Genomic DNA, 17915 nt, shown 5'->3' with positions numbered 1-17915 from the left:
CTCATTTCTTAGGATTCAAACATTGGAGAAGCAATGCGTCTTTGTAACAGCCCTCCACCTGCAACCAGTTTTTTAAGATTCCGCATTGAACGAAACCACAAGAGGTGAACAGTTTTACACATACTTCATTATCCGTCATGACATGTGCATAGAGCTGACTTAAAGACAGAAAATCAAAAGCGTATTCACAAAGTAATTTCAATGCGTCAGTAGCATAACCTTGTTGCCGATAATCCTTATGGACGGCAATCCCTACTTCTCCCCGCGAATGAAGAGGTACAAAGTCTGTAATATCAATTGTACCGAGTATGCACTGGTCAGATTTGCGTACAATCATCAGCCGCAATTGCTTATCGGCAAACACATCGCACTGTGAGCCTTCGATGTATTGACGAAGCACATAACGGGAATAGGGAACCGTAAAATTGCTAATGTCCCACATGGAAGGGTCATTTTCCATCTCGTACATAATATCCATATCTTCCGGTTCCACTGCACGAAGATAAATACGTTCGTTCATTAAGAAAGACTGTCTCATCGTTTTTCGTCTTTTGCTATGTGAAGCTCGTTACGTAATCTTTTCTCACTGGGAAGACAAAAAAGTGATGCCGTCAAACCAATCAGCATACAGAGATTGCCCGTACTGCTTAATGTCAGATAGTAACACAAAAGATTCACTACAATAGCTACTTCAAGCACTCCCAAACGAACAATATTCCATTGCACATATCGCTTCAAAGCAAGCGTGATAGTCATATAATCTATCTTCTTTTTAAGCACCAAGCTAAACAATTTGAGAGAAAGAGGCACACACAAAGCTGTGAGCAAAATGCCGATTGTCTCAAAATAGTAGATAGCTTGTGCATTATCTGCCAAACCTCCTACGGGAAAGAGTTCAAACTCTCCTGCTCCAAGCAAAAAAGCCGGGAGCACCCAAAAGAAAACATAACTAATATTCAAATTTCTAACAGCTCGTTTTATCTGTTCTTCCATGTTCGTTCTTAAATAATTAATAATGATTATACTGTTCCGGTAAAAAGTGTCCGGTTCACAATGCTGCGTCCCAGAGTTACTTCATCGGCATATTCAAGTTCATCGCCAACAGATATACCACGGGCAATTACACTTAGTTTCACGCCCAGCTTATCCAACTTGCGATAGATGTAGAAGTTGGTAGTATCACCCTCCATCGTGGTACTTAAAGCCAGAATGACCTCTTTGATTCCACCTTCAGTTACCCGCTGCACCAGACTTTCAATCTGAAGATCACTCGGTCCGACTCCATCCATTGGAGAGATAACTCCTCCCAAGACATGATAAAGTCCGCGATACTGCTGGGTTGCTTCCACTGCCATTACATCACGAATATTTTCCACCACACAGACAGTGGAAGCATCCCGTTGCGGATTGGCACAAATCTGGCAAGTTTCAGTATCGGATATATTATGACATACTTTGCAATACTTCACCTCACGTTTCAAAGTAATGATAGAATTCCCGAAAGCTTCCACAGTAGCCGTATCCTGACGGAGCAGATGCAGGACAAGCCTCATGGCTGTCTTACGCCCGATACCCGGAAGTTTGGAAAATTCGCCGACTGCCTTTTCAAGCAGTATAGAAGGATATTGTTGATTCATAGATAATAATTGCTGTTCTATCGATAAAACCTTGCAAAGATACAGATTATTGTTTTTAATACCTACAAAAATTACTACCTTTGCATCTGTTATGATGATACTTGTCACTATTATTTGCTACTTTGCGGTATTACTACTAATAGCCCGTATCACCGGACGCAGGGGCGGATCGAATGCAGCGTTCTTCAAGGGAGAGAACCAATCACCTTGGTATATAGTCTCTTTCGGAATGATTGGCGCCTCTATCTCCGGAGTCACTTTTGTCTCTGTACCGGGAATGGTGCGCGGAATGGATATGACTTACATGCAAACGGTACTCGGATTTTTTTTCGGGTACATGGTTGTGGCTCACGTCTTACTCCCTTTATATTATAAACTAAATCTGACAAGCATCTACGGGTATATCGGCAACCGTATCGGATTGCGTGCTTATCGCACAAGCTCTTTTTTCTTTCTATTATCGCGCATGCTGGGAACCGCAGCCAAACTTTATCTGGTCTGCCTCATTCTACATACTTATGTATTTCAAGAAATGCATGTCCCTTTTTGGCTGATTGCTGTCGGCTCTGTTACACTGGTTTGGATATATACTCATAAAAGCGGAATAAAGACCATCGTGTGGACAGATACCTTACAAACATGTTGCCTGATTGCCGCCCTGATCTTTATCATCTATTTTACGATCCAAAGATTAGACCTTGACTTTAACAGTATTGTCCAAACAATCCAAAGTAGTGAACATAGCCGTATTTTTGTATTTAACGACTGGGTATCGCGGCAAAACTTCTTCAAACAGTTTTTCAGCGGTATCTTCATCGTTATCGTGATGACCGGACTGGATCAGGATATGATGCAAAAAAATCTTTCTTGCCGGAACCTTCGGGAAGCACAAAAAAACATGTATTGCTACGGCTTCTCATTCATCCCACTAAATTTCCTTTTTCTATGTCTGGGAATTCTATTGATAGCACTAGCAGGACAAATGCAGCTCGAGCTACCGGCAATGAATGATGATATACTACCCATGTTTGCAGCACAAGGTTATCTAGGTCAACCCGTATTAATACTCTTCACAATCGGTATTATCGCAGCAGCTTTCAGTAACTCGGACTCCGCTCTGACAGCAATGACAACCAGCGTATGTGTAGACCTGCTGAATACGGAAAAAGACACAGAAGAAGTGGCACGTCGCAAAAGGGATAAGGTACATTTACTGCTATCAATCTTATTGGCATTCTTCATTTGCCTGGTAGAAATGCTCAATAACAAAAGTGTAATTGACGCTATATATATCATCGCCTCCTACACGTACGGTCCCCTACTCGGAATGTTTGCCTTCGGACTCTTTACCCGAAGACAAACAAATGACCGATGGGTCCCTCTGATAGCCATCCTTTCACCACTACTCTGTTATCTTGCCGACTGGTGGATTGGAAAAGAAACCGGATATAAATTTGGTTATGAATTGCTAATGTTAAATGGAACGCTTACCTTTGCGGGCTTAGTGTTTATGTCTAAAAAGGAGCTACAAAGAAATAAATGACAAGAAGATGGAAATAACAAGTGCTGAATTTGTGATTAGCAATACGGACGTGAAGAAATGCCCGGCCGGAATTTTCCCGGAATATGCCTTTATAGGCCGTTCAAATGTGGGAAAATCAAGTCTTATCAATATGCTGACTAACCGTAAAGGACTGGCTATGACTTCCGCCACTCCGGGAAAAACAATGTTAATCAACCACTTCTTTATCAATAAGAACTGGTACCTCGTTGACCTTCCTGGATATGGCTATGCCCGACGCGGACAAAAAGGAAAAGACCAGATACGTACCATAATCGAAGATTATATCCTGGAACGGGAGCAAATGACCAATCTTTTCGTCCTGATAGACAGTCGGCTGGAACCTCAAAAAATAGACCTGGAATTTATGGAATGGCTGGGCGAGAACGGTATCCCTTTCTCCATCATCTTCACCAAAGCCGACAAACTCAAAGGTGGACGCTTAAAAATGAATATCAATGCCTACTTACGTGAGTTGAGTAAGCAATGGGAAGAACTCCCTCCTCACTTCATTTCTTCCTCGGAAGACCGTTTGGGGCGTACAGACATACTCAACTACATCGAAAACATAAACAAGAATCTCAACACTAAATGAAAAAAAAGAATGAAAATGAAAAAGAGTTTTTTATCGATTGCCTTAATGGCAGTATTTATGCTAATGGCGACTAACAGCCAAGCACAATCATGGTCAGACTTATTGAATAAGGACAACATTTCAAAGGTAGTGAATGCCATAACTGGAAATACCGAGTCTATTGATATGACCGGAACATGGAACTACAAAGGTTCGGCTGTAGAATTCGAATCGGACAACTTGCTGATGAAAGCAGGAGGAGCAGCCGCAGCTACTATGGCTGAAAGCAAACTGAATGAGCAATTAAGCAAAATAGGTATTAAAGACGGTCAGATGAGCTTCACCTTCAATGCCGACAGCACTTTCACCAGCACAGTGGGTAAGAAAACATTGAAAGGAACTTATTCTTACAATGCTTCAACCAAACAAGTAGATCTGAAATATCTGAAACTGCTGAATCTGCATGCAAAAGTGAATTGCAGCTCCAGTTCACTGGAATTACTGTTCAACTCGGACAAGCTACTGAAACTGATGACTTTCATCGGCAGCAAAAGCAACAGTACCGCACTGAAAACAGTTAGTTCACTCGCTGAAAATTACGACGGAATGATGCTGGGATTCCAACTCTCAAAATAGCAAAAGAGAACCGTTTAATACTATTTCGCACTCTATAAAGTATATTTTAGGGGAAAAAGCATTATCTTTGGCATTCGTAATCAAAAAGAGAAGGAAAAATGAAAAAGATACTTTTTTTAATGACCCTGTTAGTAATGGGTGTAAGCTTTGCATTTGCGCAAACAAATGCAGATATCAAGTTTGACAAAACAACTCACGATTTCGGTAAGTTTTCTGAAAACAGTCCGGTTGTCAGTTGCACATTTACCTTTACTAACATCGGTGATGCTCCTTTGGTAATCCATCAAGCTGTAGCCTCATGCGGATGTACAGTACCTGAATATACAAAAGAGCCCATCATGCCGGGCAAAAAGGGAACAATCAAGGTGACTTATAACGGAACAGGCAAATATCCGGGACATTTCAAAAAATCAATCACCTTGCGTACCAATGCCAAAACAGAGATGGTAAGATTGTATATCGAGGGCGATATGACAGCAAAAGATGCAAAGTAGGAAAAAATAGACTATTACATAAAGGAGAATCTTTCGGTTCTCCTTTTTTTTTGTTTACTTTGAGGACGGAAATGTAAATTGACACATTAGCAAATTATAAAAACTATGAAACAAGAAGAAGACAAATTCACCGGGTTACCCGAGAATGCGTTCAGAGAGTTGAAACCCGGGGAAGTGTACAACCCGTTGATGGGTCCCTCAAAAAATTATCCGGAAGTTAATATCTGGTCAGTTGCATGGGGCATTGCCATGGCAATCCTTTTTTCAGCCGCCGCTGCCTATCTGGGGTTGAAGGTCGGACAAGTATTTGAAGCCGCTATTCCGATTGCCATCATTGCCGTAGGAGTTTCCGGAGCCGCAAAAAGAAAAAATGCGCTGGGAGAAAATGTAATTATCCAGTCTATCGGAGCTTGCTCCGGTGTCATTGTTGCCGGAGCGATCTTTACCCTCCCCGCTCTTTATATTCTTCAAGCCAAATATCCAGAAATGACGGTTACTTTCATGCAGGTATTCATCAGCTCCTTACTGGGTGGCGTATTGGGTATCTTGTTCCTGATTCCTTTCCGAAAATACTTTGTTAGTGATATGCATGGAAAATATCCTTTTCCGGAAGCAACAGCCACTACACAAGTGCTGATCTCCGGAGAAAAAGGGGGCAGTCAGGCTAAACCATTGTTGATGGCAGGTATGATCGGTGGACTATATGACTTCATCGTAGCTACCTTCGGATAGTGGAACGAGAACTTTACCACCCGTGTTTGCAGTGCCGGAGAAATGCTCGCAGAAAAAGCGAAGTTAGTATTCAAAGTAAATACCGGTGCTGCTGTACTCGGTTTGGGATATATCGTCGGACTGAAATATGCTTCCATCATTTGTGCCGGTTCATTGGCTGTATGGTGGATTATCATTCCGGGAATGTCTGCTATCTGGGGAGACAGTGTATTGAATGCCTGGAACCCGGAAATTACATCTACCGTAGGAATGATGAGTCCGGAAGAGATATTCAAATATTATGCCAAGAGCATCGGTATCGGTGGTATCGCTATGGCAGGTGTGATTGGTATTATCCGTTCCTGGAGTATCATCAAAAGTGCTGTCGGACTAGCTGCTAAAGAGATGGGTGGTAAAGGAAATGTAGAGAAAAGCATTATCCGTACGCAGCGGGATCTTTCAATGAAGATTATCGCTATCGGTTCGATCATCACATTGATACTAATCGTATTATTCTTCTACCTCGACGTTATGCAAGGGAATCTGTTGCATACGTTGGTAGCTATCGTTTTAGTTGCAGGCATCTCTTTCCTGTTTACTACAGTAGCCGCTAATGCCATTGCCATTGTAGGTACTAACCCGGTTTCGGGAATGACGTTGATGACACTGATTTTGGCCTCCGTAGTAATGGTAGCTGTCGGTCTGAAAGGTCCTTCGGGTATGGTTGCCGCATTGGTGATGGGTGGTGTGGTATGTACTGCACTGTCAATGGCAGGAGGTTTCATCACCGACTTGAAGATTGGGTACTGGCTCGGAAGTACACCCGCCAAACAGGAAACATGGAAGTTTCTGGGAACGATCGTATCAGCTGCAACAGTGGGTGGTGTAATGATTATCTTGAATAAGACATACGGATTTACAAGTGGTGCACTGGCTGCTCCACAAGCCAATGCAATGGCAGCCGTTATCGAACCGTTGATGAGTGGTGTAGGCGCACCCTGGTTGTTATACGGCATCGGTGCTGTCTTAGCGATTATTCTGACTCTTTGTAAAATTCCTGCATTAGCTTTCGCGCTGGGTATGTTTATTCCATTGGAACTGAACGTGCCGTTGGTAGTGGGTGGAGCTGTTAATTGGTTTGTGACCACCCGTAGCAAAGACGCAACCCTGAATACGGAAAGAGGGGAAAAAGGAACCTTGTTGGCATCCGGTTTCATTGCCGGAGGTGCATTGATGGGAGTAATCAGTGCTGCAATGCGCTTTGGCGGAATCAATCTGGTCAATGAAGCATGGTTGAACAATACTTGGTCTGAAGTGTTGGCATTAGGAGCATATGCATTATTGATTCTTTACTTTATAAAGGCTTCAATGAAAGTTAAATAATTAATTATGAGGAGACTCTTATCCATCATAGTATCGCTTATAACTGCAATAACATTTGCACAACAGCCCGTCGAGCTACCTTTGTGGCCCGACGGTGCTCCCAACTCCAGTGGGTTAACCGGAGAAGAGCAGGAAGTACGTCCTCATTTTGTCACAAATGTCACATACCCCACTATGACGGTCTACCATCCGGAAAAACCAAATGGGATGGCCATTATCATGTGTCCCGGAGGCGGTTATCGTGGACTCGGTATGGATGGAGAAGGGTATGATATGGCCCCTTGGTTTTGCGGACAAGGTATCACCTATATTGTATTAAAATACCGGATGCCGAACGGACATAGCGAAGTCCCCATATCAGATGCTGAACAAGCAATTCGCATGGTACGGCAACATGCCAAGGAATGGAATGTCAATCCTCATAAGGTAGGAATAATGGGAGCCTCTGCAGGGGGACATTTAGCTTCTACAATCGCCACTCATTATAATTCGGAAACACGTCCGGATTTTCAGATATTACTTTATCCGGTGGTCACGATGATGCAAGTCACCCGGGGAAATACAAGAGAGGCATTGCTCGGCAAGAATCCCACGATGGAACAGATACAGAAATTCTCGGCCGAACTGCAAGTAACTCCCGATACTCCTCAAGCATTTATAGCTCTTACCTCCGACGATCCTTCCGTACCGCCTTACCATGGAGTAAACTATTACCTTGCTTTACAAAAAAATAAAGTTCCGGCCACTCTCCACGTCTATCCTACCGGAGGACATGGCTGGGGATTTCAGGACAGTTTTAAATATAAGCAACAATGGACACAAGAATTAGAGAAATGGTTGCGCGACGGTGTTGTATTCCCGGAAGATTCGGAACCGATGTTACGGATCGGGAAATCTTACCTGGGAACCAAATATGTGGCCAACACATTAGACCAAGACGAAAAAGAAACGCTAGTGATTCGGACTGATGCGGTAGATTGCCTCACTTTTGTAGAATATACACTTGCACAAGCACTCGGCTCTTCCTTTGCTAACAATCTGCAGAAAATACGCTATCGGGATGGCATCATCAACGGATATCCTTCCCGGTTGCATTACACTTCTGAATGGATTGAAAACGGCGTTCGCCACGGATTCCTCACAGATATTACTGCCAAGAACAGTCTACATACAAATAAATTAGCTCTTTCATATATGTCCGCTCACCCCTGGCAATACAAAAAAATGGCTGATTCGCCGGAAAATGTACTACAAATGGCCGAACATGAAAAAGCTATTTCCGGAAAAGTGGTACATTGGCTGCCGAAAAACGAATTGCCGGAAGCCGGATTGCCTTGGATCATGAATGGAGATATTATTGCTATTACAACGAAAATGTCCGGATTGGATATAGCTCATGTGGGAATAGCAGCATATAGACATGGAAAACTACATCTGCTACACGCTTCTTCTACATTGGGAAAAGTAGTTGTCAGCGATGAACCTCTCAATCACATGCTAAACAACAATAAATCATGGACAGGCATACGTGTTGTCCGGATGTCTCACTCTAAAAATAACTGATTATGAAACGAGTAAAACATTTCCTTCTCGTCTCGTGCTTATTCCCCACTTTGCTGGGAGCACAAGAAATGGCAAACGCCTACTTTCTGGAACTTACTCCGGACGCCCAATCGGCAGGTATGGCAGGTACAGGATTAGCTACCACCGATAACGGTAGTACAGCTATCTTTCATAATGCTTCTACCATCGCCTTCTCACAGGAAGTGATGGGGGCGAGTTATTCATACGCTAATATCAACAAAGACTATGCGCTACATAGTGCCTCCCTTTTCTATCGGATCGGCAGGGAAGGCATACATGGATTTGCTATAGGTTTCCGGCATTTCAAAGATCCCAAAGTATTTGATTACCGTCCGCATATATGGGATCTGGAAGCTGCCTATTTCAGAAATGTAGCCAAGAATCTATCTATGTCATTAACGTTCAGATACCTGCAAGCCAAAGCCTCAGAAGGTGCAGACACCAAGAATAGTGTTTGCCTGGACTTCGGTGCGACTTACTATCGCAGCATGGCTCTGTTGGACGAAATGGCTTCCTGGAGCATTGGTTTCCAAGCTGCCAACTTAGGCAAAAAACTGGATGGACAGAAGTTACCTGCCAGATTAGGCTTAGGAGGTACGATCGACCTGCCATTCAGTATAGAAAATCGTTTGCAGGTTGCGCTCGACTTTAATTACCTGCTTCCTTCTGAAATCCGTCATTTACAGGCCGGTATAGGAGCCGAATATAATTTCCTGAAATATGGTGTTGTCCGTGCAGGATACCATTTTGGAGACAAAGACAAAGGAATAGGTAACTACGGCACTTTAGGCTGCGGAATCAACTTCTGGCCGATACGTGCAGACTTCTCTTATGCTTTGGCTGACAAGGATTGCTTTATGCACCGCACTTGGCAGCTGGGAGTTGGAATAGTTTTCTAAGCTCATCTTCGAGGCGTTGCTTCACTTCGTCCATCGGCACATCGTGCTTTAATTCCTGACGAAGAGAAGTGACGCCTTTATCTATAAACCCACAAGGGTGGATATAGCTGAAATAACGCAAATCCGTATTCACATTCAAAGCCAGTCCGTGCATAGTGACAAAGTGACTGCTCCTCACTCCGATAGCACAAATCTTACGTGCACGGGGCGTATCACCCTCCAGCCACACTCCTGTCGCTTTCTCTAAACGTCCGGCTTCAATGCCATAAGAAGCACATACACGAATCACCGCTTCTTCCAACAGATGGACGTATTCTTTCAATCCTAACTGAAATTCTTCAAGATTCAGTATCGGATAGCATACCAGTTGTCCGGGGCCATGATAGGTAATATCCCCTCCCCGATCAATATGATAAAGAGTAGCGTCAATAGCTTTCAGCTGTTCACCACTCAACAGCATATTATTTTCTTTCCCGCTACGCCCTAATGTATAAACATGGGGATGCTCGCACATTACAACACGATTTTCATAACTCCCGCCCTGAACTTTTGCCCGGACAATCTCATCAAACCATTCTGTCTGCCGTTGCCATGCTTCGGCATATGGGATAAAATTCCAATCAATAAAAACTGTTTTCATGAAAACAAAGGTAAGAAATAAAAAGAAAATGTGTACATTTGTTGGCCTAATATAACAAACACAACTATGAAAATGGACTTTCCACAGGTAGACTTGCCTACCGAAGTATTAGCATGGACGAATGTTACGGAAGACATTCTCAATATTTATAAGCAATCGTGCCGGTTGCAGGCATGTATTGTTGCCATCTGTACCGAAGGTTCGATGAAAGCCTCCATCAATCTGCTTGATTATGAAATTCGTCCTAATGACCTGATAACATTGTTACCGGGAACAATCATCCAGTTCCGGGAGAGAACAGAAAAAGTATGTCTTTGCTTTGCCGGCTTCTCTGCCCATTGTGCCGGACGAATCAATCTGATGAAGAATATCGGTAATGCATATCCCAAACTGATAGAGCAACCGGTGGTTCCTCTTAATGAAGAAGTAGCCAGTTATCTGAAAGACTATTTTGCTCTATTATCACGGGCCAGTTGCAATGAGAACTTCGAAATGGATTCCGAATTGGTTGAATTATCCCTTCAGACTATCCTGACAAGCATACGACTGATATATCATAAATTTCCGGGTGAGAACAGCAGTTCAAACCGCAAAAAGGAAATCTGCCGGGAATTGATTCAAGCCATCACCGAGAATTATAAAAATGAACGTCGTGCACAATTCTACGCCGATAAACTGGGAATCTCACTTCAACATCTAAGCACAACTGTGAGACAAGTAACAGGTAAAAGTGTATTAGATACCATTGCTTACATTGTAATCATGGATGCCAAAGCGAAACTGAAAGGCACTAATATGACTATCCAAGAAATAGCTTATTCTTTAAACTTCCCCAGCGCCTCATTCTTTGGTAAGTATTTTAGGCGGTACGTAGGAATGACACCATTGGAATTCAGAAACAGATAATTCTTATGAAGAGCGATAGAGGATAAAATTATAAACAACGAATTACAAAAAAACGAACGGTGAACAAATTGCGCATGATCCGCAAAGTATTCACCGTTTATTATTTACTTACAGTTTGTTTTCTTTTACAGTCGCTTACTTATTTTCTTCCCAAGCTCAATGAATTGAGCACTACACTCACACTGGAGAAGGCCATTGCAGCACTTGCCAACATCGGATTCAATAACAACTCATTCAATGGAAATAAGATACCGGCAGCAATAGGAATCCCGATCAGATTATAAATAAACGCCCAGAAAAGATTCTGATGAATCAGTTTGACCGTCTGCTTTGACAGCTGAAAAGCTTTAGGAAGCAGCAATAAATCCGATGTCATCAAGGTTACCATAGCTACGTCCATAGCAATATCAGTTCCTTTCCCCATGGCAATGCTCACGTCAGCCAGTGCTAGAGCCTGCGAATCATTGATACCATCTCCTACCATAGCGACTTTCTTTCCCTGCATTTGAAGCTCACGCACAAATTCGGCCTTATCGTCCGGCAGAGCGTCAGCAACAAAACGTTCAATTCCTAAACGGGAAGAAACAGCTAATGCCGTCCGCTGCCCGTCACCCGTCAACATACAGATGTCAATACCTTGACGTTTCAGTTCTTTTACCGCTTCGGCAGAAGTAGCCTTTATCGGGTCAGAAACAGCAATGATAGCCAATAACTCGTTTTCGCGTCCAAAGTAGATAATACCATTGCCATCCGATTCATAGCGAACCAGCATTTCAGCCATCACATCATTTACTGTCGCACTGAAATCTTTTAGGAGTTTATGACTACCTACCCAGTAGGTATGTCCTTCATAAGAGACTTTGATTCCTTTTCCCGTAATACTTTCGAAACTATCCAACGTAGCAGGTTTTATTTTCTCTTCATCCTGAAGTGCAGAAACGATAGCACCGGCAAGCGGATGCTCCGATTTCATTTCTGCGGCTAAAAGCACATCTTTGAAATGAGGTTCCTGCGATTGTGCCCATAACCATCCGGTAGCAGTAGGGTGTCCTTCAGTCAATGTCCCGGTTTTATCCAGTACAACGACATCCACTTTACGCATTTGTTCCAAAGCTACTGCATCTTTAATCAGAATATGCTGGCTGGCAGCTTTACCTATTCCCACCATCAATGCAGTAGGCGTAGCAAGTCCCAAAGCACACGGACAAGCAATGACAAGAACAGAAACAGCCGACAGAATACCATAAGAGATATATTCACTACCACCGATGGCAACCCATAAAACAAATGTCAGGATGGCAATACCCAATACGACAGGTACGAAAATTCCAGTAATACGGTCGACGATACGTTGCACGGGAGCTTTGCTACCCTGTGCTTCCTGCACCATGGAAATGATGCGGGCAAGCACCGTTTCACTACCTACCTGTGTGGCGTGTATGATAAATGAGCCACGCTGGTTGATCGTTCCTGCCAAGACTTTATCGCCTTTCTTCTTTTCTACCGGAACCGGTTCACCACTAATCATGCTTTCGTCAACATACGAATCGCCTTCGGAGAGTTGACCGTCCACAGGTATCTGTTCTCCCGGACGTACAACAACCATATCACCTATCTGGAGGTTCTCGATCAAAATCTCCTCTTCCACTCCATTGCGCAGAACCCGGGCAACTTTAGGCTGCATTCCCATCAACTTGCGAATAGCAGTCGAGGTATTGCCTTTAGCACGCTCCTCCATCAATTTTCCGGTAAGAACGAAAGCGATAATCACTGCAGAAGCCTCATAATAGACGTGCGGTTCCAATCCGCGAGCATACCAAAATTCGGGGAAAAAAGTATTGAACAGACTGAACAGAAAAGCAATGGAAGTACTAAGTGCAACCAGTGTATCCATATTGCTCCGTCCCAGTTTAGCCTGTTTCCAAGCCCCGGTAAAGAAACCACCTCCAAAAAAGACCATGACAGGGATAGCAAGTAGCATTTGAATCTCATTAGAGTATGGTACATGCATCAGTATCATGGAAAATACCAACAACGGTACTACCAAAATCCAAGCCCCAATCACTTTCCACTTCAAACGAGTGTAACGCATCTGCTGCTCCTCTTCCCGGCGTTCCTCTTTGTGGGCTTCTTCCACAATCAGATCATAACCTGCCGCAAGCACAGCCGCACGGATTTCTCCGGGAGTCAGCTGGTCTTTCTCATAAGAAACGGTCAATGTATTGGTAGCAAAATTAACGGAAGCCTCAATGACTCCCGGCAATTTTTTCACTGTTTTTTCTACATTATTGGCACATCCTGCACAATGCATATTAAGCACAGGAAATGCCTTTTTTATTGTGTTACCCATATAATTATTATTTATGGTCTTCCCTTCCTCTCGGAAAGAAGTCGGGGAAGAACCATTGTTTGTTTATAGAAACAAGCTAATACAGGTATTTGTTCAATTACTTCTTATCAGTCTTCTGATCGTCTTTCTTTGTTTCTTTTACAAATTCAGCTTCATAATTAAACTTGTTAAATCCTGCTTGCAAGTTCTTTACATTCGTTTTTTCAGCATCATACGTGATAGTCACCAATTTAGTTTTTACTTCGGTCGCAATATCCTTCAATCCTTTTTCAAAACGCATATTGTCTTTTACTTTCTTTTCGCATTTCTCACAATGCATCTGGGACACTTTAAATACGACTACACGAATATCTTTTGCCAATACAGCTGCTACACTCAAAAGAGCCACCACGCAAGTGGCCATCCATCTTTTTGTTTTCATTTTTCCTATCAGTTTAAAATTAGTATTCTTTATTTTCTATGCGATCGTTTCGCTACTCACTATTCTTCTGTTTTTACTCACTATTCCTAGCTAAATTAAAACGTATTCCGATATATCCTTTTGCCCCGTGTACCGGTCCCCATATCATCGTGGAATCAAAGTTGCTTCCCCAAGGATTTGCCGCATCGATAATCGGATTCTTTTGTTTGAAATTGGTCAGGTTCTCGCCTCCTACATAGATAGACCAGCGGCGGAAGTAACGTGTCACCTGTAAGCTCAACTGCTCAAAACTACCATAACGGCGTTCCCAAGACAACTGTCCATCTCCCAATTCATAAGGAGTAGGCATCCTACCTCCACCATTCAGTTGCAGTGTTGCATCAAACTGCCAAATTCCCAGCGGAGTCTGGTAGGAAGCAGTGAGCAAGCCTTTGTATTTGCTGGTTAGAGGTTTCTCCATTCGCACTCCCTTGTAAGTCGTTTTTGCATCCGTGAGTCGGTAAGCTCCTGTCAAGGTAAATCCTTTAAAGAAAGGATAACTTGCTTCCACCTGAAATACATGCGAGTAAGAACGTCCATCCAAATTATAGAAAGCCACTTCATGAGGGTTGCTATCCATATCCACTATTACTTGTTTCAAGAAATCCGTGTAATAGTATTCCGCATTTACATTCAGCGTCTTGCCGAATATAGGAATATAAGTAGATACACTAGCACCGTAATTCCATGCTTCTTCCATATCCAGATTCTTAGCTATTTCTACCCTACGACTACTGGAAAGCAGATAATTGTTTTCTGCCAGCACATGATTGGTACGATACCCTTTTCCGGCAGAAAGACGGAAGTTCACATAATCATTCGGATTGTATTTAAGATGTGCACGCGGAGTCACAAAGAAACCATGTTCGTTACTGTAGTCTCCACGCAAACCCGCCATCACCATCCATTTATCATTCAGGTTCAACGTATATTGCACGTATGCACCGGGAACAGCTTCCTTTTCAAAAGCTTTGAGAGGATTATCCGTATTATTCTCCAAACGATAATGCTGGTCGTAAGCGTCATAATTGAAGCTTAATCCTGCAGAAAAGCTGTTCTGCGGATTAAATTCCGTTTCAAACATCAGCGAAGCATAAACGTTGGTTTGATCCACATTATACAGTTTGCGCCCATACGTAGCATCCTGATTGTGCAAAGTAGCGGAAAGAATCAAAGCCAGATTCGTATTCTTCTCCTTATTAAATATGTACGCATTCTTGGTGAAGAATTCATAACGTTCCGTATCAATCCCCACTTTATATAAATCACCGGAGTGTATTGCCCCTCCATGATTGGCTTGTCCGCTGGTACGTGTTTCGGAAAGAGCTTTGATACCTGCCTGAAAAACATAATGGTCGCCCATATATGCCCATCGGTTCCACACGTTATACTGCTCTACTTGAGGAATATCCACAAATCCGTCATCATTACCATCATGTGCTTTAGTCTCATTTTCATAATGCGCCAGCAGAGAAGTGCTCCACCGTTTGGAAAGTTTCAATGTAGCATCTGCATTGGCTTCATACCGGTTGGTAGTGCTTGCAAAAAGATTGGCAGATACCCAGTCGGCTTCCGGCAACTGCGGCTTCTTAAATTCCACGTTAATCTGTCCCGTGATGGCTTCATAACCATTCTTTACTGAAGATGTTCCTTTGGAAACTTGTATACTCTGCATCCACGGACCCGGGACATACCCTAGTCCATAAGGAGAAGCCGCCCCACGATAATTCGGAATATTTTCCGTCAACATCTGCACATAAGTGCCGGACAGTCCCAACAATTTAATCTGCTTGGCCCCTGTTGCTGCATCAGAATAGCTCACATCTACCGAAGGATTGGTCACAAAACTTTCACCCAGATTACAACAAGCAGCTCTACTCAGTTCAGCACTGCTTATCATATCTTCGTTCATCACGCTACTGCGTAATTTCATCGTTCCTAATTTGCGAGTGACAATATTCACCTCATTCAATTCCACTCCATCACGAAGCACAATATCCAACTGCTGATTTTTACTGCTCACATGAATGGTATCATTCTGGAAACCAATAAAACTGATTATTAACATGTGGCTTTTGGAAGGTTTTACAATAGAAAAACTACCATCTTCCTTAGTTGTCACTCCTTGTCCTGTATTCATCCAAAACACATTTGCACCCGGAATAGCCTCCCCAGCACTATCTTTCACTGTTCCCCGTACTTGCGCATATATATTACCGGCAAATAACAGGAACAGCCCTATTATCATATATTTCATTCTTTCTAAAGTTACTTTCGAGATACAAAATTAATTCATTTCTCATGCAACTTAGTTGCATTCAGTTTTGCTTTACTTTCATATTCAATAGAAAGCAAAGGAATAAATAAGAAAGAAATAGTGGCTAAATAATATAAGTGGAATATAACGCCAACTTCTGCCTCGAACAGAGAGGTGGCGGAGAGGTCAGACTATCATATTCTACCGGTTTATCCGCATAGGTCGGAGTCAACAGATAGCAAAAATGCTCACACAAAAGATCGACTACCAAAGCAGATGTTGTCAGTTCAGTAGCATGTTTCATCAAATCGAGCTTATAGATAGTAGCTGTACAACCTTTATCTTTACAACCTTTTTTTGAATCACAAGTATGAGCCTTTTTACACTTCGGACAGCCTGTATCACAACAGCTCTGCACCGTTTCACAACGGGCACAGCAATAACGCACAATAGAGACTCCGCCTCCTGAATAGATAATCAGGAGAGAGAGGATGAGTGCTGTTATGTAGGCTAGTCTTTTCATTTCAGAGGACAAAGATAAGAATAAAAACAGATTTTCCTATAATTTTTCGTAATTAAGATTCAATCAATCCGTTACAGACACCATTCCCTTTCCTTTATTTGGCTATTTTAGAGTCATATCAGCACTATTAACTCTTTTTACTCAACAATAAAACCTATCTTTGCCCCAATAATTCCTCTGATTTTTAAGTAAACACTATGCTTACATATTTACTGATTATTATCACTCTTTATCTGGTAGGTAATGCCTACATATTTATCAGAGCAAAACAAGCTCTGAAGGTTAAATCTCTCGGAGTAAAAATATTCCTGACCGTTTTATTCTGGATATGTGCTTTATCCTTTTTCGGCACGATGCTGGCTCGTAACCTTGAGATACCTGTCTTTATCTCCCATTCGATGTACACCATTGGAACAAGTTGGCTGATATTTACTTTATACATGGCATTATTCCTACTTTTGTTTGATATCTTGAAATTATTCAAAGTTGTCTGCAAATATAGGTTCTATCTGTCTTTAGTGTTCACGTTGGGACTGCTGGGATATGGAGTGTATAACTATCATCATCCGGAAACCAATGTAGTCAGCATTTTAACCAACAAACAATATGGAGATACTCCCCAAGCAATTAAAATCGTTGCAATCAGCGATATTCACTTGGGAAATGGTACAGGGAAAGCCGCATTAAAAAAATATGTGGAAATGATAAATGCACAGCATCCCGACTTGATACTGATTAGTGGCGACTTGATTGATAATAGCGTCGTACCTCTTTATACAGAGAATATGGCGGAAGAATTGGGCGACTTGAAAGCTCCTATGGGTATCTATATGGTTCTCGGCAATCACGAATACATTAGTGGTATCGATGAAAGTATCCGATATATAAAAAGCACTCCAATACAATTATTGCGCGATTCAGTAGTCACACTTCCTAATGGCATACAACTGATAGGACGTGATGACCGCCATAACCGAAAGCGTCGTTCCCTGCAAGAATTAATGGTGAATGTCGATAAAAGCAAACCTATCATTTTATTGGATCATCAACCTTTTGATTTAGAAGAAACAGAAGCTGCCGGCATCGACCTGCAATTCAGCGGGCATACACACCACGGACAAATATGGCCTATTAGTTGGGTGACCGAATCTATATTCGAGCAAAGCCACGGTTATCGCCAATGGGGAAACAGTCACGTGTATGTATCTTCCGGATTATCTCTTTGGGGACCACCTTTCAGAATAGGAACGTATAGTGAAATGGTTATTTTCAATTTTCAATGAATATTATGCAGTTTTGT

General features: G+C 42.4%; 16 protein-coding genes and 1 pseudogene. 9 read left to right on the top strand and 8 right to left on the bottom strand.

Annotated elements, in window-relative coordinates:
• Position 1 precedes the first annotated feature (1 nt).
• The 3 genes from AB3G73_RS03670 to recR are packed head-to-tail and all read right to left on the bottom strand — an operon-like array spanning position 2 to position 1637.
• A complete protein-coding gene (locus AB3G73_RS03670; protein ID WP_148367209.1) occupies positions 2-538 on the bottom strand; it encodes a GNAT family N-acetyltransferase in 537 nt (178 codons plus the stop codon).
• Positions 535-993 (bottom strand): hypothetical protein, encoded by a 459-nt coding sequence (locus AB3G73_RS03665; RefSeq protein ID WP_148367211.1) that lies wholly within the window; start codon positions 991-993, stop codon positions 535-537. The genes AB3G73_RS03670 and AB3G73_RS03665 overlap by 4 nt, the downstream gene beginning before the upstream one ends.
• 26 nt (positions 994-1019) lie before the next feature.
• The gene (gene recR / locus AB3G73_RS03660) at positions 1020-1637 is read right to left on the bottom strand and encodes a recombination mediator RecR (protein WP_195649733.1); all 618 of its coding nucleotides are present in this window, start codon (positions 1635-1637) and stop codon (positions 1020-1022) included.
• Positions 1638-1728: 91 nt separating this feature from the next.
• Here recR and AB3G73_RS03655 point away from each other — a divergent pair, with 91 nt between their 5' ends.
• From AB3G73_RS03655 to AB3G73_RS03625, 7 genes and pseudogenes are all read left to right on the top strand, one after another.
• The gene (locus tag AB3G73_RS03655; RefSeq protein ID WP_367742840.1) at positions 1729-3180 is read left to right on the top strand and encodes a sodium:solute symporter; all 1452 of its coding nucleotides are present in this window, start codon (positions 1729-1731) and stop codon (positions 3178-3180) included.
• Between the two features lie 7 nt (positions 3181-3187).
• A complete protein-coding gene (gene yihA, locus AB3G73_RS03650; protein WP_148367218.1) occupies positions 3188-3793 on the top strand; it encodes a ribosome biogenesis GTP-binding protein YihA/YsxC in 606 nt (201 codons plus the stop codon).
• A gap of 15 nt (positions 3794-3808) precedes the next feature.
• Entirely contained in the window at positions 3809-4408 is a 600-nt protein-coding gene (locus AB3G73_RS03645) for a DUF4923 family protein (protein WP_148367220.1), read from the top strand.
• A gap of 98 nt (positions 4409-4506) precedes the next feature.
• A complete protein-coding gene (locus AB3G73_RS03640; RefSeq protein ID WP_004300420.1) occupies positions 4507-4902 on the top strand; it encodes a DUF1573 domain-containing protein in 396 nt (131 codons plus the stop codon).
• Positions 4903-5007: 105 nt separating this feature from the next.
• Positions 5008-6996: pseudogene (locus AB3G73_RS03635) on the top strand (OPT family oligopeptide transporter).
• A gap of 6 nt (positions 6997-7002) precedes the next feature.
• Entirely contained in the window at positions 7003-8559 is a 1557-nt protein-coding gene (locus AB3G73_RS03630; RefSeq protein WP_367742829.1) for an N-acetylmuramoyl-L-alanine amidase-like domain-containing protein, read from the top strand.
• A 2-nt stretch (positions 8560-8561) separates the two neighbouring features.
• Positions 8562-9479, top strand: coding sequence for a PorV/PorQ family protein (locus AB3G73_RS03625; RefSeq protein ID WP_367742826.1), 918 nt, complete (start codon positions 8562-8564; stop codon positions 9477-9479).
• On the opposite strand, the gene lipB is transcribed toward AB3G73_RS03625, so the two are convergent.
• A complete protein-coding gene (lipB, locus tag AB3G73_RS03620) occupies positions 9436-10119 on the bottom strand; it encodes a lipoyl(octanoyl) transferase LipB (RefSeq protein ID WP_074557218.1) in 684 nt (227 codons plus the stop codon). The two genes, AB3G73_RS03625 and lipB, sit on opposite strands and share 44 nt — an antisense overlap.
• A 66-nt stretch (positions 10120-10185) precedes the next feature.
• Here lipB and AB3G73_RS03615 point away from each other — a divergent pair, with 66 nt between their 5' ends.
• Entirely contained in the window at positions 10186-11025 is an 840-nt protein-coding gene (locus AB3G73_RS03615) for a helix-turn-helix domain-containing protein (protein WP_074636520.1), read from the top strand.
• 139 nt (positions 11026-11164) lie between these two features.
• On the opposite strand, the gene AB3G73_RS03610 is transcribed toward AB3G73_RS03615, so the two are convergent.
• The 4 genes from AB3G73_RS03610 to AB3G73_RS03595 all read right to left on the bottom strand — a co-directional run bounded on the left by AB3G73_RS03610 (position 11165) and on the right by AB3G73_RS03595 (position 16615).
• The gene (locus AB3G73_RS03610) at positions 11165-13375 is read right to left on the bottom strand and encodes a heavy metal translocating P-type ATPase (RefSeq protein ID WP_148367229.1); all 2211 of its coding nucleotides are present in this window, start codon (positions 13373-13375) and stop codon (positions 11165-11167) included.
• 97 nt (positions 13376-13472) lie between these two features.
• On the bottom strand, positions 13473-13796 hold the full coding sequence (locus AB3G73_RS03605; protein WP_074557212.1) for a heavy-metal-associated domain-containing protein: 324 nt from the start codon (positions 13794-13796) through the stop codon (positions 13473-13475).
• A gap of 73 nt (positions 13797-13869) precedes the next feature.
• Positions 13870-16092, bottom strand: coding sequence for a TonB-dependent receptor (locus AB3G73_RS03600; protein WP_195649738.1), 2223 nt, complete (start codon positions 16090-16092; stop codon positions 13870-13872).
• A 124-nt stretch (positions 16093-16216) separates the two neighbouring features.
• A complete protein-coding gene (locus tag AB3G73_RS03595; protein WP_074557273.1) occupies positions 16217-16615 on the bottom strand; it encodes a hypothetical protein in 399 nt (132 codons plus the stop codon).
• 197 nt (positions 16616-16812) lie between these two features.
• Between AB3G73_RS03595 and AB3G73_RS03590 the strand changes: the two genes are divergently transcribed.
• A complete protein-coding gene (locus AB3G73_RS03590) occupies positions 16813-17898 on the top strand; it encodes a metallophosphoesterase (RefSeq protein ID WP_321020316.1) in 1086 nt (361 codons plus the stop codon).
• Positions 17899-17915 lie beyond the last annotated feature (17 nt).

It is taken from the genome of Bacteroides sp. L008 (assembly GCF_040812255.1).
In the GTDB taxonomy this organism is placed as follows: Bacteria; Bacteroidota; Bacteroidia; order Bacteroidales; family Bacteroidaceae; genus Bacteroides; species Bacteroides vicugnae.
Note: the sequence above shows the minus strand (reverse complement) of the source record. Positions and strands in the feature narration are given on the sequence as shown.